This window comes from Brevundimonas sp. UBA7664, from assembly GCF_002483305.1.
Taxonomy (GTDB): Bacteria; Pseudomonadota; Alphaproteobacteria; order Caulobacterales; family Caulobacteraceae; genus Brevundimonas.
This window is the reverse complement of record NZ_DLHQ01000026.1, coordinates 1-19,565: the sequence shown is the minus strand read 5'-3', so window position 1 is coordinate 19,565 and position 19,565 is coordinate 1. Positions and strand designations below refer to the sequence as shown.

Genomic DNA, 19,565 nt, shown 5'->3' with positions numbered 1-19,565 from the left:
TTCGTTAATCGTCTTCGTCGAGGCGGTCTTCATCTCCCTCCGGTAACCGGTAGGCATGAATACCAAATCGCGTTTGCTCGGAATGGCCTTCGCCGCCGCCGACACCCTGCTCGAACTTGACGCTGACGGCCGGGTCGACATGGCGCTCGGAGCGGGCCCCTGTCCGCGCGGTCCTGTCGCCGAGACCTGGCGCGGCAGCCTGCTCGCGGACCTCGTCGGCAAGGCGGGACAGAAGCCGCTGGCCGAAGCCCTCGCCGCGATCCGCCCGAATGAGCGGGCCGCGCCGATCGACACCCTCGTCCTGTGCGGCCCGGACTACGTCCGCCGCGCCCGCCTGCGTCTGTTCCAGTTGCCCGATCTGGCGCCGGCCGTCTCCTGCGCCATCACCTATGACGGCGCGCCCTTCACCCTCGCCGTCCCCGAAGCGCCACAGCTGCTCAGCGCCGACGGCCTGCTGTTCCGCGTGCGCACCTCGCTGGCGGAAGCGGACGGCGACGTCGCGGTGGCCTTCGTCGACGTGCCCGGCCTCGCCGCCCCGGGCGACGCGCATCAACGCGCCGCCGCGCGGGTCGCCGCCGTGCTCCAGGCGTCTTCCGTCGATGGGGCCTCGGCCGCCCGCCTCGCGCCCGAACGGTTCGCCCTCGTCCGGGCCGCCGACAGTCAGACCGACCTTGTCACCGAGGTTCGCGACGCCGCCGCCGCCGAAGGTCTGGATCTCGCGGTCCGAACGACCGAGGCCGCCCTCTCCGGCGTCGCCCCGCCCGAATCGACCGTGCGCGCCCTCCGGTTCGCGCTCGAGGCCTGTATCCGCGAGGGCGGCATCGACGGCGCGGGCGCGGCCTTCTCCGAAAGCCTGAAACGGACGCTCAAGGAGGCCGACCGCTTCCGCGCCATGGTCAAGTCGCGCGATTTCGCCCTCGAGTACCAGCCGATCGTCGACCTCTCGACCGGCGTCACCCGCCATTTCGAGGCCCTGGCCCGGTTCGGGTCCCGCGGACCCGCCGACTCCATTCGCCTGGCCGAGGAACTCGGCCTGATCGAAGGCTTCGACCTCGCGGTCGCCGAGAAGGCGCTGCAGCAACTGCGCCGTTCCGGCTTCGGCCTGACCCGGATCGCCGTCAATGTCTCCGGGGCCTCCCTCGGCGCGGACGGCTATGTCGACGGCCTGCTGAGGCTGACCGCCGCCTCGCCCGACATTCGCAACCGAATCCTCGTCGAGGTCACCGAGACCGCCGCCGTCGCCGATATCGAGGCCGCGGCCCGCCGCCTCACGGGCCTGCGCCGCGCGGGCATCAAGGTCTGTCTGGACGATTTCGGCGTCGGCGCCGCCTCGCTCGACTATCTGCACCGCCTCCCCGCCGACACGGTCAAGATCGACGGCCGCTTCGTCCGCGAGATCGCCACCGATCAGAGGGCGCGCAACCTCGTCGCCCGTCTGGTCGAGCTGTGCGCCGACCTGAAGATGAGCACCATCGCCGAGATGATCGAGACCGAAAGCCAGGCCGACGCGATCCGCGCGCTCGGCGTCGGCTATGGCCAGGGCTGGCTGTTCGGCCGGCCGGCGTCCGAGCCGACCGTCGCGCCCCCGAAGCCGGTGGCCGCGCGCCGCCAGGGGGCCGTGGCCAGCTGGGGCTAGGCCAGCGCCACCGTTCGCTCGACGCCGATCGCCGTCAGGAAGTCGTCGTCATGGCTGACCACCACCAGCGCCCCGTCCCAGGCGGCCAGCGCCGCCTCGACCGCCGCGATCGAATCGAGATCCAGATGGTTGGTCGGCTCGTCGAGGATCAGCAGCTGCGGCGGCCGGGCCCCGGTCATCACACAGGCCAGACCGGCCCTCAGCCGCTCCCCGCCTGACAGGGTCCCGACCACGCGCTGCGCCGCCGCATTGCGGAACAGGAACCGCGCCAGCGCCGCATGGGCCGCGTTCGCCGTCGCCTCCGGATTGATCCGCCTGTAGGCCTCGATCAGCGTCTCGTCGGGCCGCAGCAGCGCCGTCTCCTGATCCAGCAGCGCCGCTTGCGCCGGCCGCTCGACCCGGCCCGCCGACGGCGCCGACTCGCCGGTCATCAGCCGCAGCAAAGTCGTCTTGCCCGCGCCATTGGGTCCCGTGACCGCCACTCGTTCAGGTCCGGTCAGCCTCAGCGACACCGGCCCGACGACCCGCCGTCCGTCCGGCGCGTCCCACGCCGCATCCTCCAGCGCCAGCACCGTCCGCCCGGCCGCCAGCCCCGTCGTCGGCAGCGGGATCTCCAGCGCCCGGATCCGCTCCACCCGCTCCCGCGCCTCCATCAACGCCGCCTGCGTCGCCTCCGCCCTTCGCTCGGCCAGCCGGTTCTCCCGCGCCCCGCTGTTCTCGGCCCGCTCGGCCATGGCCCCGAGCAGGATCTTCGGCTCGGACTTCCTGGCCGCGAAAGCGCGCCCCGCCTTGTCCCGCCGCGCCTTCTTCTCGACCGCCCGCTGGCTCTCGCGCGCCGCGCGACCCGCAGCCTGCTCCGCGACATCCAGCCCGTGCTCGGCCGCCGCCCGCTCCGCCGCCTTGCGTTCGGCGTACAGGTCGTAGCCGCCGCCATAGGTCGCCGCGCCCAGCGACGACAGTTCGACGATCCGGTCCATCCGCCGCAGCAGGCTCCGGTCGTGGCTGACCACCACGGCCCCGCCCTTCCAGCGCTCCACCACCCCGGCGACGAGGGCCCGCCCCGCGCGGTCGAGGTGGTTGGTCGGTTCGTCCAGCACCAACAGGTCCGGCCGCGCCAGCAACAGCGCCGCCAGCCGCAGCCGCGTCTGCTCACCGCCGCTGAGCGTTCCGGTCAGTCGCGCCGGATCAAGGTTCCCCAGCCCGACCTCGTCGAGCACGGCGCCGATGCGCTCCTCCAGGGTCCAGTCCGCCTCGGCCAGATCGTCCGGGCTGCCCTCTCCGGCCAGCACCCGGGCCACGATCGCCCGTCCGGAGGCCACGCCGAGCGTGTCGGCGACGGTCTCGCCCGACTCCGGGTCGCCGCGCTGATCCAGCCAGCCGATCCGGCCATGACGCGCGATCGAGCCGTCGCCGGGCGCCGACCGGCCGGCGATCAGGCGCAGAAGCGTGGTCTTGCCGGCGCCGTTGCGGCCGACGACGCCCGTGCGCTCACGCCCGAAGGCGAGGCTCAGGTCAGAAAATAGGGTGTGGCCGTCAGGCGTGCGGGCCGCGACGCGATCGAGCGTCACGAGTGCGGATGCGGACGGGCTGGGGACGAGGCTGGAACAGGACATAGGCGAGCACGAGCAGCGGAACGGAAAGGGCGAAACCGGTTTCCAGGGCGCTGATCATGATCGTCGAACTCCAGTGATACTCACTCGAAGAAGCCAAGATGAGGTCGAATGACCTTTCTGGCAAGCCATTTCAGCAATGGCGCCGCTGACGTGACCGTGAGACGGTGCCGATCCAGGAGAGATCATGCGCCGCATCCCGTCCGTCACCGCCGTCATCCTGCTGGTCGCCCTGACCGCCTGCGCCCATGCGCCCGAGGCCGCGCCGACCGCCCCCGACTACACTCCCATCGCGGGCGATCCGGCCCCGCCCAACGCCCGCTTCTACGCCGACTGCATCGGTCAGGCCGCGGCGTCCGGCGCCTTCCGGCGAGCCTCTGACGGCGGCGGCGACGAGCTGATCCTGTTCACCTGCACCGGCGCGCCCGCCCGCGCCTTCTACGACGCTCTCGGTCTGTGGAGCGTCCGGCTGGGCACGGGCTTCCTGCATGATGGCCGCTCCTATCGCTCGACCGCGAAGGTCGTCGCCAACATGTTCGGCGTCGACTCCTGCTCCGTGGACGCCTCCAACGGCGACCCTCGCTGCGTCATCACCTTCAACGCCGGCGACTTCCTCGACGGCGAATAGCCGCATTGGCGGTCCGGCGTCCGGCCGCCTATCTGGGGTGGGTGACAATCTCCGACGATCCCGAAACGCGCCGCCAGGCCGCCGTCCGGCGTATCGAGGCCGACACCGGCATCGACGAGCCGATGATCGCCCGTCTGGTCGACGCCTTCTATGACCGCGTCCGCGCCGATCCGCTGATCGGCCCCGTCTTCGCCGACCGGATCACCGACTGGGGTCCGCACCTCGAACAGATGCGCCTGTTCTGGTCGTCCGTGGCCCTGATGAGCGGCGTCTATCACGGGCGGCCGATGCCCAAACACCTGCCCCTGCCGGTCGACGCCCGCCATTTCGACCGCTGGCTGGAGCTGTTCGAGGCCACGGCCGCCGGGGTCTGCCCGCCCGCGGCGGCGGCCCATTTCATCGAACGCGCCCGCCGCATCGCCGAGAGCCTCGAACTCGGCATCGCCGGCGCCAACGGCGCGCTCCTGCGCAAGGGCGAGCGGTACCTGCGGCCGATGCAGGCCTGGACGCCGGAGTCCTAGGCGGGATCAGCCGGCGCCGCGGCCGGCGCCGCGACACCGGATTTCATGCGCGCATTGACGTTGAAGCCTTCCACCTTCCAGACCGCGCCTTCCTTGAGGAAGGTCGTGTCCGTGCGCACGAACCGGTCCGGGTACTCATACTCCTGGGCCAGGACATAGCGCTGGCCATTGGTGCTCGCGGTCGAGCTCCAGCCGAGCGATGTCGGCTCGGGCGGCGGTCCCGGAGGCGCGAACGTCCGGATCATCGGCAACTGGGCCCGCACCGCCGCCGGGTCGTTGCCCGACGACATCCTCGCCAACAAGGCGTCATCCCGTCCCTCGGCCAGATCGGTGTACAGGGCGTGGGCCTCTGCGGCCCGCTGGGGATCGCCCGCCATGTTCGGCATGGAGCAGGCCGCGAGGCCGCAGGCCGCCAGTAGTCCCAAGACCCGTCTACGCTGCATGATCCCCTCCACTCAATCCGACGCTACATCTTCGGCGACGTGTCGCCAACCGTTGGGTCCCGATGCCGCATCACCGATGTCACCCACTGTCAGCAGCATTGCCGCAGGCCCCAATGTTCCCACAATGTTCTTGCTGAATCCCGCGAATTGATCCCCATATAGCGGCGTCGCGCCGGACCCTCCCCGGCCCTGCCGCGTTCCTGTATTCCCAGTCTTCAGGCCTCATGACCGAAAAGCACAACTTCATCCGCGTGCGCGGCGCCCGCGAGCACAATCTCAAGGGCGTCGACCTCGACATTCCGCGCGAGCAGCTCGTGGTCATGACCGGCCTGTCCGGCTCGGGCAAAAGCTCGCTCGCCTTCGACACCGTCTATGCCGAGGGCCAGCGCCGCTATGTCGAGAGCCTGAGCGCCTACGCCCGCCAGTTCCTCGAACTGATGGGCAAGCCGGACGTCGACCTGATCGAGGGTCTGTCGCCGGCCATCTCGATCGAACAGAAGACCACCTCGAAGAATCCGCGCTCGACCGTCGGCACGGTGACCGAGATCCACGACTATATGCGCCTGCTGTGGGCGCGCGTCGGCGTGCCCTATTCGCCCGCCACCGGCCTGCCGATCGAGAGCCAGACCATCTCCATGATGGTCGACAAGCTGACCGCCCTGCCCGACGGCGAACGGCTGATGCTGCTGGCCCCCGTGGTCCGCGGCCGCAAGGGCGAATACCGCAAGGAAATGGCCGAGTGGCAGCGCGCCGGCTTCCAGCGCCTCAAGATCGACGGCGAATACTACGCCATCGAGGACGCCCCGACCCTCGACAAGAAGTTCAAGCACGACATCGACATCGTCGTGGACCGGATCGTCACCAAGGCGGGGCTGGAGAGCCGCTACGCCGACAGTCTGCAGACCGCCCTGGGTCTGGCCGACGGCATCGCCGTGGCCGAATGGGCCAATGTCGCCGAGGGCGAGACCGCGCCGCGCCGCCTGACCTTCTCCGAGAAATTCGCCTGCCCGGTCTCCGGCTTTACGATCAGCGAGATCGAGCCGCGGCTGTTCTCGTTCAACAACCCCTTCGGCGCCTGCCCCACCTGCGACGGCCTGGGGGTCAAACTGGCCTTCGACGCTGACCTGGTCATCCCCGACCGCGACAAACATCTGCACAAGGGCGCGGTGGCCCCGTGGTCGCGCGGCCCCTCGCCGCTCTACACCCAGACGCTGCAGTCACTGGCCCGCCACTACGGCTTCTCGATGGATGTGCCGTGGCGCGACCTGCCGGAGCAGGCCCAGGCCGTCATCCTGCGCGGCACCGGGTCCGAGAAGATCAAATTCACCTATGACGACAACGCCCGCAAATACGAGGTCTCCAAGGCCTTCGAGGGCGTGCTGCCGAACCTCGAGCGCCGCTGGCGCGAGACCGACTCCGCTTGGGTGCGCGAGGAGCTGGGCCGGTTCCAGTCCGAGACTCCGTGCGAGGCCTGCGGCGGCAAACGCCTCAAGCCCGAGGCCCTGGCGGTCCGGATCGACGGCTCGGACATCTCGGACATCAACTTCCTGTCGATCGCCAAGGCATACCAGTGGGTCTCGACCCTGTCCGAGCGGCTGACCGACAAACAGCTGGAGATCGGCCGCCGCATCCTCAAGGAAATCGGCGACCGGCTGCGATTCCTCAACAACGTCGGCCTCGACTATCTCAGCCTGTCGCGCGCCTCGGGCACCCTGTCCGGCGGCGAGAGCCAGCGCATCCGCCTCGCCTCCCAGATCGGCTCGGGCCTGACCGGCGTGCTGTACGTGCTCGACGAGCCCTCCATCGGCCTGCATCAGCGTGACAACAGCCGCTTGCTGGAAAGCCTGCGCGGCCTGCGCGACCTCGGCAATTCCGTCCTCGTCGTCGAGCATGACGAGGAGGCGATCCTGACCGCCGACTACGTCATCGACATGGGCCCGGCCGCCGGCATCCACGGCGGCGAGGTCTGCGCCCAGGGCACCCCGGCCGAGGTCATGGCCAACCCGAACTCCCTGACCGCCAAATACCTGACCGGGGAGCGCGAGATCGAACTGCCCGCCGAGGGCCGCCGCCCCATCGACCGCAAGAAGATGCTGCGCATCTCGGGCGCGACGGGCAACAATCTGAAGAACGTCACGGGCGAGATCCCCGGCGGCGTCTTCACCTGCATCACCGGCGTGTCCGGCGGCGGCAAGTCGACCTTCACCATCGAGACCCTCTACAAGGCCGCGGCCCGCCGGCTGCACAACGCCTCGGACGCCCCCGCCCCCTTCGACCGCATCGAGGGGCTGGAGATGTTCGACAAGGTCATCGACATCGACCAGTCGCCGATCGGCCGCACCCCGCGCTCCAACCCGGCCACCTACACCGGCGCCTTCGGTCCCATCCGCGACTGGTACGCCGGCCTGCCCGAGTCCAAGGCCCGCGGCTACGGCCCCGGCCGCTTCAGCTTCAACGTCAAGGGCGGCCGCTGCGAGGCCTGCCAGGGCGACGGCCTGATCAAGATCGAGATGCATTTCCTGCCCGACGTCTACGTCACCTGCGACGTCTGCAAGGGCAAGCGCTACAACCGCGAGACGCTGGAAATCGTCTTCAAGGGCAAGAGCATATCTGACGTTCTGGACATGACGGTTGAAGAGGCCGGAAGCTTCTTCAAGGCCGTGCCGTCGATCCGCGACAAGATGCTGACCCTGAATCGCGTCGGCCTCGGCTACGTCAAGGTCGGCCAGTCGGCGACCACCCTGTCCGGCGGCGAGGCCCAGCGGGTCAAGCTGTCAAAAGAGCTGTCGAAACGGGCCACCGGCAAGACCCTCTACATCCTCGACGAGCCCACCACGGGCCTGCATTTCGAGGACATTCGCAAACTGCTGGAAGTGCTCCAGGAACTGGTCGACAACGGCAACACCATCGTCGTCATCGAGCACAATCTCGACGTCATCAAGGTCGCCGACTGGCTGCTCGACTTCGGGCCCGAGGGCGGTGACGGCGGCGGCGAGATCGTCGCGGTTGGCACCCCGGAACAGGTCGCCGCCAATCCCAAGAGCTGGACCGGCAAATACCTGAAAGAGGTCCTCGACCGCCACGAAACCCGCCGCAAGGCGCGGGTGCAGGCGCTCAAGAAGAGCGCCTGACGGCTCAGACCGTCGCCGGGGCCGCTTCCACGCCGTGGTCCCGGGTCCGGCCCCGCAACGCCAGCACGACCGTGCCGGTCAGCAGCACCGCCGTGGTGACGACGCTCGCCTCCGGTCCGAAGGCCCCGCCGGTCAGCCACCAGGCCGCGCCCTGCGCCGCCGTCAGGTCGGTGATCAGCGGCAGGGTCTCGATCTTCATCCCTGACACCTCCAGGCCGAACCCGAGGCCCAGCAGCCAGTTCCACGCCGCATGCCAGCCGCACACGCCCCACAGCGACCCCTCGCGCACGGCGTAGAGGCTGATGAACAGACCGAACAGAACGATATTGGCCAGGCCGACATACAGCTCGTTCGAGGGCTCGATATTCCCCGCATGGGCCAGGGCGAACAGGACCGAGTTGGCGACCACGGCGATCCACAGTCCGTGCCGCGAGGCGATCAGCTGCATCAGCCAGCCCCGGAACAGCAGTTCTTCCGTCGAGCCCTGGATAATGAACCCCAGCATCAGGACAAAGATCGGCAGCAGCGCCGCGCCGACCGCGGCCGAACCGAACGCCCCCGCCCCCTCGACGACATAGCCCCCGGCGGCCCAGATCACCCCGACCACGGCCACCAGGAAGGCCACGCCGATCAGATAGCCGCGCACGAAGCGCATCGGCCCGCGGGCGTTCAGACCCAGCGCGGACGGCCCGCGTCGCTCGAAGAAGCGGGCCCATAGCAGCAGGAGCACCGCGCTCAGGCCGAACGCCGCCGCCAGCTGATAGGCCAGCTGCGGCCAGCCGTCCGTACCCCCGCCCGGCGTGATGAAGCCGGCAGCGATCGCGGGGAAATAGGCGCCCAGCTGTCCGCCGAGCATGAAAACCACGCACAGCACGATCGCGGCGAGGGTCCAGGTCCGGCGGTGGCTCTGCTTGCGTTCGGCGTAGAGTTCAATGCCGGCCATGCGGCGCTCCTTGTGAGGGTTCAGCGGACGGGGATCCGTTCCGGGAGAGGCGGCGGGGCCGCCCGATGGATGCATCAGGCTTGCGGATTTCGGCGCGACCCCCGCCGCGATGAAAGACCTAACCGAACACCTCGGCGCTCGGCTGACCGCCCTTGATGTCCCGATAGGCGGCCGAGAATGGTGCATAGAGGACGGCGACGGTCAGGGCGTAGACGAAGGCGTTCACGACCGAAGACGCGACGATCCACGGGTTCGTCGGATTGAAGTTCCGGAACATTTCCGTGGGGTCTTCGCCCATGTTTCCGAACATCGACATGCCGCCCATCATACTGATCGGCATCGTCACGATCCCGGCGAGGAGCGAGACGACAATCACCATGACGAAGGCGATGACCGCCATGCCCAGCAGCGGCCAGAACCGGCCCTTGGTCACGGCAAAGGAGTCGAAAAACGCAAACTTCTTCTGATCGACCGTGATCGGCACGGCCAAGCTCCAGCGCACGCCGAGCCAGATCATGAAGGCGATCGCCGCCAGCACGGCCAGCACCATCACCAGGGCGCCCCAGCCTTCCATGACGCTGATGGCGATCCCGCCGATGATGAAGGCCGCCGCCAAGGCGATCGCGGTCGCGACAGCGTAAAGGATCGCGATGACGAGGGTCACGACGAAGACCCGCACCTCGTCCATGCCCAGGCGCATATATCCGAAGCCGCCGGTCCCCGGCGTGAGCACAGCCCGGGCGATCGCCGCCATCAACACGGCGCCGATGACCAACGACAGGGGAATGGCCCAGGCCATGTGGCTCATCGCGGCCATATAGGATTCCATGATCGGGACCAGGGCCTCGGGCGAGCTCGGCGGCGGTCCGGCCTCAAGGGCCTCCACCTGCTCCATCCACACCGCCATGGACCGCATCATGCCGCCGGCCGCGAACAGGGAGGCAAGGGTGTAGACCAGATAGAGCAGCGTCCACCCCACCAGGGCGACGGGGTTGCGGCGTACAAGGCGGAAGCCTTCAAACGCCGCGTCGGTCGCGGAAAAGCTCATGGTGTTATCCCCTCGAAGTCTGCTGCGAGCCTAGTCGGCGCTGCCACGCCTGTCAGTGGAATTCCTCGGCCACCTTCGCCGGCTCGTCGCGCCCGGCGAGCGCCTGCACCACGTGGGCGTAGGGCGCGGTGAAGAGCGCCTGCGAGAACCCCTGCAACCAGGCCACGGGGATCAGCAGAACCAGGGCGATGCCGGCCAGCAGGGCGGGCTGTTTCAGGACGCCCTCGACCCAGGCCTCGACGGCTTCAGGACCGGTGGCCTGTGCCCCGCCGCCCACGACCAGCATGACGATGAAGAACAGGATCATGAAGGCGATGCCGACCATGATCGCGATGACGAACAGGATCAGCCACAGGCCCAGCAGGCTCCAGGTCTTGCCGCGGCCCAGTTTCCATCCCTCCTCGAAGGCGAAGGCCCGATAGTGGACGCTGGCCGGCGCGAGCAGCGAGAGGCGCCCCCACAGCAGCATCAGACCGAGAACAACCCCGACGCCCATGGCGATCGTGAGCAGCCAGCGCCAGGGATCGCCCAGTTGCCAGACCGCGAACCCGATCCCGCCCGCCAGCAGGATCGCAATCATGGCGACAAGACAGAATCCGACCGTGACGGCCAGGCCGACAACCGCCACCTGAAGTTCCGTCATGCCGATCCGCAGGAAGAAGGCGCGCTCGCTCTTGCGACCCGCGAAGACGCCGCGAATGATCGCCGTCGTCACCAGCAGAAGGCTCACACATCCCAGCAACTGGCCCAGGTTGGACCAGATCTGGAACTGCATCATCGACGCCATATCGTCGCCGAACAGGATTGTTTCCGGATCCGCGTCGGGTCCGAACGCCGTGGGGTCCAGCCCGCCGGCGAACATTTCACCGAGCAGGGGCATCATGGCCCCGAACACCAGCAGCCCCGGCGCCAGCAGCACCAGGCCCCAGACAATGGTGGCCAGCGGCCGTCGGCCGACCAGCCGGAACGGCTCGGCGGCCGCATTCATGATCGAAAAAGTCTTCATCTCGCCCTCCCCAGGACGACCGATCATACGCCAGTCGACAAGCTGCGCCATACCCGTCGCGTTTCCCATGCTGACGGAATGACCCGGCGTGGCTACAAGGCCGCCATGACGGACAATGAAATCCAGCCCATCCACGTCGTCGGCGGCGGTCTCGCCGGCTCGGAAGCCGCCTGGCAGATCGCCAGTGCGGGCGTCCCCGTCGTCCTGCACGAGATGCGCGGCGTGCCCGGCGTCAAGACCGACGCCCACCACACCGATGGTCTCGCGGAGCTGGTCTGCTCCAACTCGTTCCGCTCCGACGACTGGGAGCACAACGCCGTCGGCCTGCTCCACGCCGAGATGCGGGCGCTCGACTCCATCATCATGGCCTGCGGCGACGCCCATCAGGTCCCCGCCGGCGGCGCCCTCGCCGTCGACCGCGACGGCTTCTCACAGGCCGTGACGGCGAAGCTGGAAGCCCACCCCCTGGTCACCATCGTGCGCGAGGAGATCGCCGGCCTGCCGCCGGAAGAGTGGGACAATGTCATCGTCGCCACCGGCCCCCTGACCTCCCCGGCCCTCGCCGCCGCCATCCTCGACCTGACCGGCGAGGACGCCCTCAGCTTCTTCGACGCCATCGCCCCCATCGTCCACGCCGACAGCATCGATTTCGACATCGCCTGGCGACAGTCGCGCTACGACAAGGAAGGCCCGGGCGGAGACGCCGCCGCCTACGTCAACTGCCCGATGGACAAGGCCCAGTACGAGGCCTTCATCGACGCCCTGCTGGACGGCCCCAAGGCCGAGTTCAAGGAGTGGGAAAACGTCCCATACTTCGACGGCTGCCTGCCCATCGAGGTGATGGCCGAGCGCGGCCGCGAGACCCTGCGCCATGGCCCGATGAAGCCGGTCGGCCTGACCAACCCCCGCGACCCCCAGGTCAAGTCCTACGCCATCGTCCAACTGCGCCAGGACAATGCCCTCGGCACCCTGTTCAACATGGTCGGCTTCCAGACCAAGCTGAAGCACGGCGCCCAGGCCGAGGTCTTCCGCATGATCCCCGGCCTGCACGAGGCCCAGTTCGCCCGCCTCGGCGGCCTGCATCGCAACACCTTCCTCAACAGTCCCAAACTGCTCGACCGCCAGCTGCGCCTCAAGGCCATGCCGCGCCTGCGCTTCGCCGGTCAGGTCACCGGCGTGGAGGGCTATGTCGAGAGCGCCGCCATGGGCCTGCTGACCGGCCGCCTCGCCGCCGCCGAACGGCTCGGCCGTCCCCTGGAGGCTCCGCCCGTCCACACCGCCATGGGGGCCCTGGTCGAGCACATCACCGGGGGCCACCTCGACGGCCCCGGCGGCATCTCCAAATTCCAGCCGATGAACATCAACTACGGCCTGCTGCCCCCGCTGGAAGCGCCCAAGGTCGACGAGGCCGGGGTCAAGATCCCGATGAAGGAACGCGGCCGCGCCAAGAAGCGGCTGATGAGCGTTCGGGCGATCGAGGCGCTGAAGGCGTGGCGGGACGCGGGGTGATCCTGGAACCCGCCAAGGTCGCCATCCGCCAGCGGATCACCGACATCTTCAACGACGCCGAGCGCGGCGAGCGCCCGGCCCTGCGCCGCGCCGACGCCCTGTTCGCGCCCGACTCCGTCGCCTGGCGTGTGAACGGCGACATCGTCACCATGATGATCGGCGGCGTCTCCGGCCTGCTGCTGCAGATGCTCCACCCCGCGGTTCTGGCCGGCGTCTGGGACCATTCCGACTTCCGCTCAGACATGCATGGCCGCCTGCGCCGCACCGCCAAATTCATCGCCGTCACCACCTATGACCACGCGGAAGCGGGACGCGCGGCCATCGACAAGGTCAACCGCATCCACCGCAAGCTGGGCGGGACCCTGCCCGACGGCACGGCCTATCGCGTCTCCGACCCCGAACTGCTGGCCTGGGTCCACGTCACCGAGACGATCAGCTTCCTCGACGCCTGGATCCGCTACGCCGAGCCGGCCATGAGCCGCGCCGACCAGGACGCCTATTTCGCCGAGACGGCGCGCATCGGCGAGGCGCTGCACGCCGATCCCGTCCCCCGCACCCGCGCGGAGGCCGAGGCCCTGATCCAGAGCGTCCGTCCCCGGCTGCGCGCCGACGCCCGCACCCATGAGGTCGCCGCCATGGTCATGCGCCAGACCATCGGCTCGCCCGCCGTCGACCTCGCCGCCGGGGTGATCATGCAGGCCGGCATGGACCTGCTGCCCGACTGGGCCCGCGCCCTGCACGACCAGCCGCGCAGCCTGCCCCGACCGCTGACGCGCGGCCTCGCCCGGACCGTCGCCCGCACCCTGCAATGGGCCTATGACGGCTCGCCCAACCGCGAGGTCTGGCCCGACGCGGTCACGGTCTGGCCGCGCGGCTGAGCGGGGTCAGTCCGGCGTCACCACGTCCACCCACTGGGCGGTGTCGGTGTACTGCTGCATGTGTGTGATCTTGCCGTCGGTCACGGTGAAGACATGGACGAACTGGGCGTCCAGCGCCTCGCCCGTCGCCCGGTTGGTCCCGGTATAGCGCCCCAGCGACACGACCCGGTCGCCGCTCGGCAGCAGGGTCGCCGGCGTCACGACGAAGCCTTCGAACTCGGCCCCGATCCGCCCGAACACCCCTTCAAACACCGCGCCCGGACCGTTGTAGGGATTGCGGTCGGCATAGGGGCCGCCCTCGGCCTCGATCCAGACCAGGTCGGCGGCGAGCAGGCCGCTGATCGTGGCCCCGTCGCCGGCCGCGAACGCCTGGTAGAGGGACTCGACCACGCCCGTGTTGGCGGCGTCGCTCGCGGGGTCGGCCCACGCGGCCAACGGCGCGCCCAGGGCGCATACAGCGGCCAGCGCCGCCATCAGGACTGTTCGAACGATCATGATTTCCCCCTCGCCGACCGGCGGTTTGCCGCTATCTGCACCGTTTCGCGACAGGGGTCGATCCCTTGCCGACAGCCGGCCGGCGGCGTCAGATCCGTCCGCGGAGGCTGGCGGAGATGAGCGCCAGCCGCTTGAGAAACTCCGGCGCGTCCGGCTTCGCCAGGGTCGCCGCCGCCACGGCGGGAAAGCCACCGACCGGCAGCCCGGCCAGCGCCCGGTTGGCCTTCGTCTTCAGGGCTTTCGCCTCGTTCACCTGACCGGTCTGCGCCAGCCCCCTGACCCGTCCGGCCTCCACGACCGCTTCGTCATGCCCCGGCCCGGCCAACATCCGCGCGGCGACCTGCATCGGCCCGACATAGAAGGCGTCCAGATCGTGCGGCTCGCCATGCACCCGGCCGATATGGGCCTCGATCAGGGCGTCAAACGGGGCGCGGTCCAGCCCGTGGCGCGCCACCACATCCGTCAGCGCCTCCAGCACCGGATGGCCCTTGCGCGCGAGGCCGGCGAACACCCCGTCCATCTGCTCGCGCCACCAGACATAACGCATCTCGGCCAGCAGCGGCTGGGTCACCCGCGCCGGGATCGCCATCAGCTCCGCTTCGAAGGCATACAGCGCGATCAGGTCCGCGCGCAGCCCCTCATCGGCCACGAACCGGCTGGACAGCCAGCGGTCGATGTCGGCGGCGCGGACCTGGGCGTCGAGACTTAAGGGGGGATTCAAGCCCGGCTCGCCGGCAGCGAACCCCGCGCCAGCGCCCAGCCGAACGCCAGCAGGAAGACCGCCAGCGAGCCTTCCAGGGCGCGCTGAAACACACCGCCCAGTTCGACATCGACGATGATCGCGGCGAAACCAACCGCAGCCACGCCCGCGCAGACCAGACCCAGGGGTCGAAGCCATCCGGCCTCACCGGAGCGGACGGCCAGAGCTGCGATGGCCACACCCAGAACCCCGGTCAGATAGCCGGTCCCGCCGACCAGATCATGCATCATGGCGTCGAAGGTGACCTCGGTCCGGGCGCACTCGAACGCACAGGGGTATATCCCCGCCGCCGAAAGGCTGAGCCCGTACCAGGCCAGCATGAGGCAGGCCACGACCGCCAGCACGTTCCGCCTCAGCAGCCAGGCCGCCATCAGGCAGAAGGCGGTGATCAGCAGGCCGCTGGGCACGAAGCCCCACCAGCTCACCGCCGGGCCGGTCACCGCCCCGGTGGCGCCCAGTTCGCTGATATACTGACGCGCGTGGTCATAGCCCGGATAGGCCGCGCCACCCACAAGCACCGCGCCCAGTTGGATCAGTTCTCCGACGACCAGCAGACCGAAGGCGAGGCGCGCGAACGACATCGCCGCTCTCACCCGAACAGGGTCTGGTACATCGCCATCGAGGTCAGCATCGGCAGCGACAGCAGCAGATTGGTGCGGCTGCCCAGCATGGCGATGCGCGCGGCCTTCGCCTTGGCGTCGTCATCGACCACCACGATGCCCAGGGCCCGCTTCTGGTTCGGCCAGATGATGCCCCAGACATTGAGGAACATGATGATCGCCAGCCAGACGCCGATCCCCATCAGGGTGAAGCCCTTCTGGTCCTCGGTCAGCCCCTGCGCGAAGCCGAAGCTCAGCACCTCGGCCGCATAGGCGTGGCCGCGTGCGAACATGACGCCCAGACCCGCCAGCACCGTCACCAGCGCCGACCAGCGGAACCAGAACAGGGCCTCGGGCGCGATGTATTTGCCGATCGCCGGCTTCAGCTCGGCCGGGATCGACGGCATGACCCGGATCTGGACGAAGTTGAAATAGTACAGCAGGCCGATCCACAGGATGCCGGCCACGACGTGGATCCAGCGCAGGGTCGCCTGCCAGAAGGCCTCGCCAAAGCCGCCCGACACCTGGCCGAAGGCGAGGATCATCACCCCGGCGAGCGCGACGCTCAGCAGGAAGGTGGTGCGAAAATTCGAAAGCAGCTTGCCCATGGTCCGCCCCTCCCCGGGCGATTCGTGAAGCGGCACCTTACCTCTCCCTCCCCATCATGGGGAGGGTGTGCGCGTTCTCCCTCCCCCGAAGTGGGGAGGGAAGTCGTCGCGAAGCGACGACAGGGTGGGGAATGGCGAAGCCGGGCGCCGGCGGTGCGGGACTGGCGTTCCCCACCCGGTCGCTACGCGACCACCCTCCCCACAAGGGGAGGGAGACGCGCCCCCTCCTACGGCCGCGACGCCATCCCCAGCTTGATCGGCTTGGCTTCCTCGTCCTTGCCGCCGCGCTTGATGCCCCACAGCAGCAGGACGGGGGCCGCGACATAGACCGAGGAATAGGTGCCGACCACGATGCCGAAGATCAGGGCGATGGCGAAGGGCTGCAGCGGTCCGCCGCCCAGCACCGCCAGCACGCCCAGGGCGAACAGGGCCGTGACCCCGGTCATGATGGTGCGCGACAGGGTCTCATTGATCGACAGGTCGATCAGCTCGCCAAGCGGCATCTTCTTGTACTTGCGCAGGTTCTCGCGGATCCGGTCATAGACCACGACGGTATCGTTCATCGAATAGCCGATCACCGTCAGGACCGAGGCCACCGCCGTCAGGCTGAACTCCATCCCCGTCACGGCGAACAGGCCGAAGGTCAGGATCACGTCGTGGAACAGGCCGATCACCGCCCCGAGGCCGAACTGCCATTCGAAGCGGAACCAGATGTAGATCATCATCAGCACGATCGCGACGACCAGGGCCATGATCCCGTTGGTCAGCAGTTCGCCGGACACCGCGGCGCCGACGGCCTCGGTGCGCGTGAACCGGACGTCCGGACCGAGGTCCCGGGTCAGGCCGGCCTTGACCTGATTGATCGTCTCGGCGGCGTTGACGCCTTCGATATTCCCGAATTTGGCCATCGCGTGATAGCGGCCGGTCGGGTCCGATCCTGGCACGGAATAGCTCTGTACCTGGGCGTCGGGCACGCCAAGTCCGTTCAGGCTGGCGCGGATTTCCGCCAGATCGACCGGTTCGGGCCGGGTCGACATCTCGATCAGATTGCCGCCCAGGAAGTCGACGCCGCAGGTCAGGCCGCCGCATTTGTTGTCGGCGGGCCAGACGGTGAAGAAGATCGAGCCGACGACCAGCAGGACGGACAGGGCGCCGAACAGCCGGGCGTATTTGACGAACTGGAAATTCGTCTTGATCGGCAGCAGTTTGATGAGAGGCCAGAATTTCGACATGGGCGACCTCACGACGCGATCGGCAGGGATTTGGGCCGCCGCAGCCGGAGCCAGAACACGAGCAGGACCTGGGTGACCAGCACGGCGGTGAAGACCGAGGTCACCACCCCGATCGACAGCGTCCAGGCGAAGCCGCGCACCGGCCCGGCCCCGAACCAGAACATGATCAGGGCGGCCAGGATGGTGGTCAGGTTGGCGTCGACGATGGTCACCATGGCCCGGTTGAAGCCGGCGTCCATGGCCGCGATCGGCGAGCGCCCGGCATTGGCCTCGTCACGCATCCGCTCATAGATCAGCACGTTGGCGTCCACCGCCATGGCCAGGGTCAGGATCAGACCGGCGATGCCCGGCAGGGTCAGGGTCGCCCCGGTCATCGACATGGCGGCGATGATCAGGATCCCGTTCATCAGCAGGGCCACGACCGAAATGCCGCCGAACAGCAGGCCGTAGGACAGGACCATGAAGACCAGCACGCCGATGAAGGCGATCATCGTGGCCAGCTGACCGGCCCGCACCGCATCGGCGCCGAGCGAGGCCGTCACGCTGCGGCGCTCCTCGACCGTCAGCGGCGCCGGCAGCGAGCCGCCGTTCAGCAGATTCACCAGCTCCGAGGCCGAGGCGATGGTGAAGGTGCCTTCGATGATGCCGCTGCCGCCGGTGATGGCGCTGTTGATGACCGGGGCCGAGATCACCTTGCCGTCGAGGATGATGGCGAAGGGCCGGCCGATATTGGCGGCCGTGGTGTCGCCGAAGCGGCGCGCGCCCTGGCCGTCGAAGCGGAAGCCGATGGCCGGCCGGTTGCTTTGGTCGGTGGTGACGTTGGCGTTGACCAGGTTCTCGCCCGAGACGATGACCCGGCGCTTGACCAGATAGGGCGTGCCGTCCTCGCCCATCAGCAGTTCGGCGTCGGGCGGAACGGCCCCGGCCATCGCTTCCTGGACGGAATTGTCGACATCGACCATCTGGAAGGTCAGCTGGGCCGTCTGGCCGATGACCCGCTCCAGCTGGGTCGGGTCGCTCTCGCCCGGGGCCTGGACCACGATCCGCTCGGCGCCCTGACGGGTGATCGAGGGCTCGCGGGTGCCGAGGCTGTCGATGCGGCGGCGCACCACCTCGATCGACTGGTCGACCGCGGTCGGCCCCATGGCCGTCATGGCCGCGTCGGTGAAGGCGTAGCGGATGCGGTTGTCGCCCTGGCGGGTGATCGTGCGGTCCGAGGCCAGGCCCGACGCGCCGCCGCCCAGCAGATTGCGCATCTCCGTGACGGCGGGGTCCATCTGGGCCGGGTTGGTCAGGGTCACCACCACGCCGTTGCCGTCGCGCACGATGCCGCCGACGGCGATCTGCGCTTCCGACAGGGTCTGGCGCGCGTCCTCGCTCAGGTTGGCGATGCGCTTCTCGCGCATGGCGTCCACATCGACCTGCAGCAGCAGATAGGACCCGCCCTGCAGGTCGAGGCCCAGGTTCAGCGTCGGCTTGGGCAGCCAGCCGGGCAAGGCCTCGCGTTGCGCCGGGGACAGGGCGTTGCCGTAGGAGAACAGCAGCCCGAGCGCGAGCGACAGGGCGAGAAGAATGATCTTCCAGCGCGACAGATGAACCATGCGGGGGGCCCCGACCTTTTCAGTACGGCGTCAGGACTTGGCGATGGTCTTGGTGTCGTTGGCGGCCACCGCGGTGCGGTCGCGCACCTGGGTGATCATCTGACGGACCACGCGAACGTTCACGCCCTGGGCGATCTCGACCATGACCTCATCGTTCTCGACCCGGGTGACCTTGCCGATCATGCCGTTCGACATGACCACGGTGTCGCCGCGCTTGAGACCGGCGACCAGCGCCTGATGGGCCTTCATCTGCTTCTGCTGCGGACGGATCAGCATGAAGTAGAACAGGATGATCACGGGGACGAAGAAGATCAGGGTGCCGAACGGCCCCGCCATAAGTTCCGCCACGATAGTCTCCGCAAACGTCTGGAGCCGCGTCAGGCGGCCCTTGAAAATGAGGCGCGGAAACTAGGGCGCGTCGCCGCATATTGCAACGAGACGTCTGTTCGCCGCGTCGCTTTGCGTTATCGCGGCAACACGGTCAGCGGATCGACGGCGTTCGGCTGGTCGCCGCGCATCCGCCAGGTCTCGAAATGGATCGAGGGCCGGCCGTCTCCGGCGGTGTTTCCGACCGTGCCGATCTGCTGGCCGGCGCGGATGTCGTCGCCGTCGCGCACCAGCGCCGTGCCCAGATGGCCATAGACGGTGCGCCAGCCGTCGCGGTGCACGATCAGCACCGTCAGCCCCTGCCCGGCCAGGTCGTCGCCGACATAGCCGACCCGACCGGCCGCCGCCGCGCGGACCTCGGAGCCTTGCGGCGCGCCGATATTGACCCCGTTGTTGCGCTCGCCCAGCCCGACCGGGCCGAAGCGCCGCAGGATGTCGCCGCGCACCGGCCAGTCCAGCCCCACCGAAGCGACCGGCGCGGGTCCCGCGCTATCCGCCGGCGCGCGCGGCGGCGGCGGGCTGGCGACATG

20 protein-coding genes are annotated in these 19,565 nt (G+C 68.9%); 6 read left to right on the top strand and 14 right to left on the bottom strand.

Annotated features, from left to right (window positions below; all coding sequences use genetic code 11):
* Nucleotides 1-55: 55 nt before the first annotated feature.
* Complete coding sequence (locus tag B2742_RS05990; RefSeq protein ID WP_292064058.1) at nucleotides 56-1,636, top strand: EAL domain-containing protein; 1,581 nt, start codon at nucleotides 56-58, stop codon at nucleotides 1,634-1,636.
* Here the strand turns inward: B2742_RS05990 and B2742_RS05985 are convergent.
* Both B2742_RS05985 and B2742_RS05980 read right to left on the bottom strand, forming a co-directional pair.
* The gene (locus tag B2742_RS05985) at nucleotides 1,633-3,204 is read right to left on the bottom strand and encodes an ATP-binding cassette domain-containing protein (RefSeq protein ID WP_292064054.1); all 1,572 of its coding nucleotides are present in this window, start codon (nucleotides 3,202-3,204) and stop codon (nucleotides 1,633-1,635) included. The genes B2742_RS05990 and B2742_RS05985 overlap by 4 nt on opposite strands.
* Nucleotides 3,170-3,307, bottom strand: a complete 138-nt coding sequence (locus B2742_RS05980; protein WP_292064053.1) for a hypothetical protein — start codon at nucleotides 3,305-3,307, stop codon at nucleotides 3,170-3,172. Before B2742_RS05980 ends, B2742_RS05985 begins: the two co-directional genes overlap by 35 nt.
* A 126-nt stretch (nucleotides 3,308-3,433) precedes the next feature.
* Here B2742_RS05980 and B2742_RS05975 point away from each other — a divergent pair, with 126 nt between their 5' ends.
* On the top strand, nucleotides 3,434-3,874 hold the full coding sequence (locus tag B2742_RS05975) for a hypothetical protein (RefSeq protein WP_292064051.1): 441 nt from the start codon (nucleotides 3,434-3,436) through the stop codon (nucleotides 3,872-3,874).
* A 5-nt stretch (nucleotides 3,875-3,879) separates the two neighbouring features.
* The gene (locus tag B2742_RS05970) at nucleotides 3,880-4,395 is read left to right on the top strand and encodes a group III truncated hemoglobin (protein ID WP_292064049.1); all 516 of its coding nucleotides are present in this window, start codon (nucleotides 3,880-3,882) and stop codon (nucleotides 4,393-4,395) included.
* Here B2742_RS05970 and B2742_RS05965 read toward each other — a convergent pair.
* Nucleotides 4,392-4,838: a hypothetical protein gene (locus tag B2742_RS05965; RefSeq protein ID WP_292064047.1), complete on the bottom strand. Its 447-nt coding sequence runs from the start codon at nucleotides 4,836-4,838 to the stop codon at nucleotides 4,392-4,394. The two genes, B2742_RS05970 and B2742_RS05965, sit on opposite strands and share 4 nt — an antisense overlap.
* A 224-nt stretch (nucleotides 4,839-5,062) precedes the next feature.
* On the opposite strand from B2742_RS05965, the gene uvrA reads away from it, so the two are divergent.
* The gene (gene uvrA, locus B2742_RS05960; RefSeq protein WP_292064045.1) at nucleotides 5,063-7,969 is read left to right on the top strand and encodes an excinuclease ABC subunit UvrA; all 2,907 of its coding nucleotides are present in this window, start codon (nucleotides 5,063-5,065) and stop codon (nucleotides 7,967-7,969) included.
* Between the two features lie 4 nt (nucleotides 7,970-7,973).
* On the opposite strand, the gene B2742_RS05955 is transcribed toward uvrA, so the two are convergent.
* The 3 genes from B2742_RS05955 to B2742_RS05945 all read right to left on the bottom strand — a co-directional run bounded on the left by B2742_RS05955 (nucleotide 7,974) and on the right by B2742_RS05945 (nucleotide 10,966).
* Complete coding sequence (locus B2742_RS05955) at nucleotides 7,974-8,912, bottom strand: CPBP family intramembrane glutamic endopeptidase (RefSeq protein WP_292064043.1); 939 nt, start codon at nucleotides 8,910-8,912, stop codon at nucleotides 7,974-7,976.
* Between the two features lie 118 nt (nucleotides 8,913-9,030).
* Complete coding sequence (locus B2742_RS05950; RefSeq protein ID WP_292064040.1) at nucleotides 9,031-9,960, bottom strand: hypothetical protein; 930 nt, start codon at nucleotides 9,958-9,960, stop codon at nucleotides 9,031-9,033.
* A gap of 52 nt (nucleotides 9,961-10,012) precedes the next feature.
* Nucleotides 10,013-10,966, bottom strand: a complete 954-nt coding sequence (locus tag B2742_RS05945; protein ID WP_292064038.1) for a hypothetical protein — start codon at nucleotides 10,964-10,966, stop codon at nucleotides 10,013-10,015.
* 105 nt (nucleotides 10,967-11,071) lie between these two features.
* On the opposite strand from B2742_RS05945, the gene trmFO reads away from it, so the two are divergent.
* Nucleotides 11,072-12,475 carry a methylenetetrahydrofolate--tRNA-(uracil(54)-C(5))-methyltransferase (FADH(2)-oxidizing) TrmFO gene (gene trmFO, locus B2742_RS05940; RefSeq protein WP_292064691.1) on the top strand — a complete coding sequence of 468 codons (1,404 nt, stop codon included), beginning with the start codon at nucleotides 11,072-11,074 and terminating at the stop codon, nucleotides 12,473-12,475.
* Entirely contained in the window at nucleotides 12,472-13,353 is an 882-nt protein-coding gene (locus B2742_RS05935; protein WP_292064036.1) for an oxygenase MpaB family protein, read from the top strand. Before trmFO ends, B2742_RS05935 begins: the two co-directional genes overlap by 4 nt.
* Before the next feature lie 6 nt (nucleotides 13,354-13,359).
* On the opposite strand, the gene B2742_RS05930 is transcribed toward B2742_RS05935, so the two are convergent.
* The 8 genes from B2742_RS05930 to B2742_RS05895 all read right to left on the bottom strand — a co-directional run.
* Nucleotides 13,360-13,848, bottom strand: a complete 489-nt coding sequence (locus tag B2742_RS05930) for a nuclear transport factor 2 family protein (RefSeq protein WP_292064034.1) — start codon at nucleotides 13,846-13,848, stop codon at nucleotides 13,360-13,362.
* Between the two features lie 88 nt (nucleotides 13,849-13,936).
* A complete protein-coding gene (locus B2742_RS05925; RefSeq protein ID WP_292064033.1) occupies nucleotides 13,937-14,569 on the bottom strand; it encodes a squalene/phytoene synthase family protein in 633 nt (210 codons plus the stop codon).
* Nucleotides 14,566-15,189, bottom strand: a complete 624-nt coding sequence (locus B2742_RS05920) for a DUF998 domain-containing protein (RefSeq protein WP_292064031.1) — start codon at nucleotides 15,187-15,189, stop codon at nucleotides 14,566-14,568. The genes B2742_RS05925 and B2742_RS05920 overlap by 4 nt, the downstream gene beginning before the upstream one ends.
* Before the next feature lie 8 nt (nucleotides 15,190-15,197).
* A complete protein-coding gene (locus B2742_RS05915) occupies nucleotides 15,198-15,815 on the bottom strand; it encodes a hypothetical protein (protein WP_292064029.1) in 618 nt (205 codons plus the stop codon).
* 227 nt (nucleotides 15,816-16,042) lie between these two features.
* Complete coding sequence (gene secF, locus B2742_RS05910) at nucleotides 16,043-17,047, bottom strand: protein translocase subunit SecF (RefSeq protein ID WP_292064027.1); 1,005 nt, start codon at nucleotides 17,045-17,047, stop codon at nucleotides 16,043-16,045.
* An 8-nt stretch (nucleotides 17,048-17,055) separates the two neighbouring features.
* Nucleotides 17,056-18,648, bottom strand: a complete 1,593-nt coding sequence (gene secD / locus B2742_RS05905; RefSeq protein WP_292064022.1) for a protein translocase subunit SecD — start codon at nucleotides 18,646-18,648, stop codon at nucleotides 17,056-17,058.
* Between the two features lie 30 nt (nucleotides 18,649-18,678).
* Nucleotides 18,679-18,984, bottom strand: a complete 306-nt coding sequence (yajC, locus tag B2742_RS05900; RefSeq protein WP_292064688.1) for a preprotein translocase subunit YajC — start codon at nucleotides 18,982-18,984, stop codon at nucleotides 18,679-18,681.
* A 128-nt stretch (nucleotides 18,985-19,112) separates the two neighbouring features.
* The coding region (locus tag B2742_RS05895; protein WP_292064019.1) for a murein hydrolase activator EnvC family protein at nucleotides 19,113-19,565 on the bottom strand (453 nt) is incomplete at its 5' end.

Coding starts and splice junctions, on each gene's coding strand:
- B2742_RS05920 (WP_292064031.1), bottom strand. CDS start 15,189: ATGTCGTTCGCGCGCCTCGCCTTCGGTCTGCTGGTCGTCGGAGAACTG.
- B2742_RS05950 (WP_292064040.1), bottom strand. CDS start 9,960: ATGAGCTTTTCCGCGACCGACGCGGCGTTTGAAGGCTTCCGCCTTGTA.
- yajC (WP_292064688.1), bottom strand. CDS start 18,984: ATGGCGGGGCCGTTCGGCACCCTGATCTTCTTCGTCCCCGTGATCATC.
- B2742_RS05980 (WP_292064053.1), bottom strand. CDS start 3,307: ATGATCAGCGCCCTGGAAACCGGTTTCGCCCTTTCCGTTCCGCTGCTC.
- B2742_RS05975 (WP_292064051.1), top strand. CDS start 3,434: ATGCGCCGCATCCCGTCCGTCACCGCCGTCATCCTGCTGGTCGCCCTG.
- B2742_RS05965 (WP_292064047.1), bottom strand. CDS start 4,838: ATGCAGCGTAGACGGGTCTTGGGACTACTGGCGGCCTGCGGCCTCGCG.
- trmFO (WP_292064691.1), top strand. CDS start 11,072: ATGACGGACAATGAAATCCAGCCCATCCACGTCGTCGGCGGCGGTCTC.
- B2742_RS05930 (WP_292064034.1), bottom strand. CDS start 13,848: ATGATCGTTCGAACAGTCCTGATGGCGGCGCTGGCCGCTGTATGCGCC.
- B2742_RS05990 (WP_292064058.1), top strand. CDS start 56: ATGAATACCAAATCGCGTTTGCTCGGAATGGCCTTCGCCGCCGCCGAC.
- B2742_RS05915 (WP_292064029.1), bottom strand. CDS start 15,815: ATGGGCAAGCTGCTTTCGAATTTTCGCACCACCTTCCTGCTGAGCGTC.
- secD (WP_292064022.1), bottom strand. CDS start 18,648: ATGGTTCATCTGTCGCGCTGGAAGATCATTCTTCTCGCCCTGTCGCTC.
- secF (WP_292064027.1), bottom strand. CDS start 17,047: ATGTCGAAATTCTGGCCTCTCATCAAACTGCTGCCGATCAAGACGAAT.
- B2742_RS05955 (WP_292064043.1), bottom strand. CDS start 8,912: ATGGCCGGCATTGAACTCTACGCCGAACGCAAGCAGAGCCACCGCCGG.
- B2742_RS05945 (WP_292064038.1), bottom strand. CDS start 10,966: ATGAAGACTTTTTCGATCATGAATGCGGCCGCCGAGCCGTTCCGGCTG.
- uvrA (WP_292064045.1), top strand. CDS start 5,063: ATGACCGAAAAGCACAACTTCATCCGCGTGCGCGGCGCCCGCGAGCAC.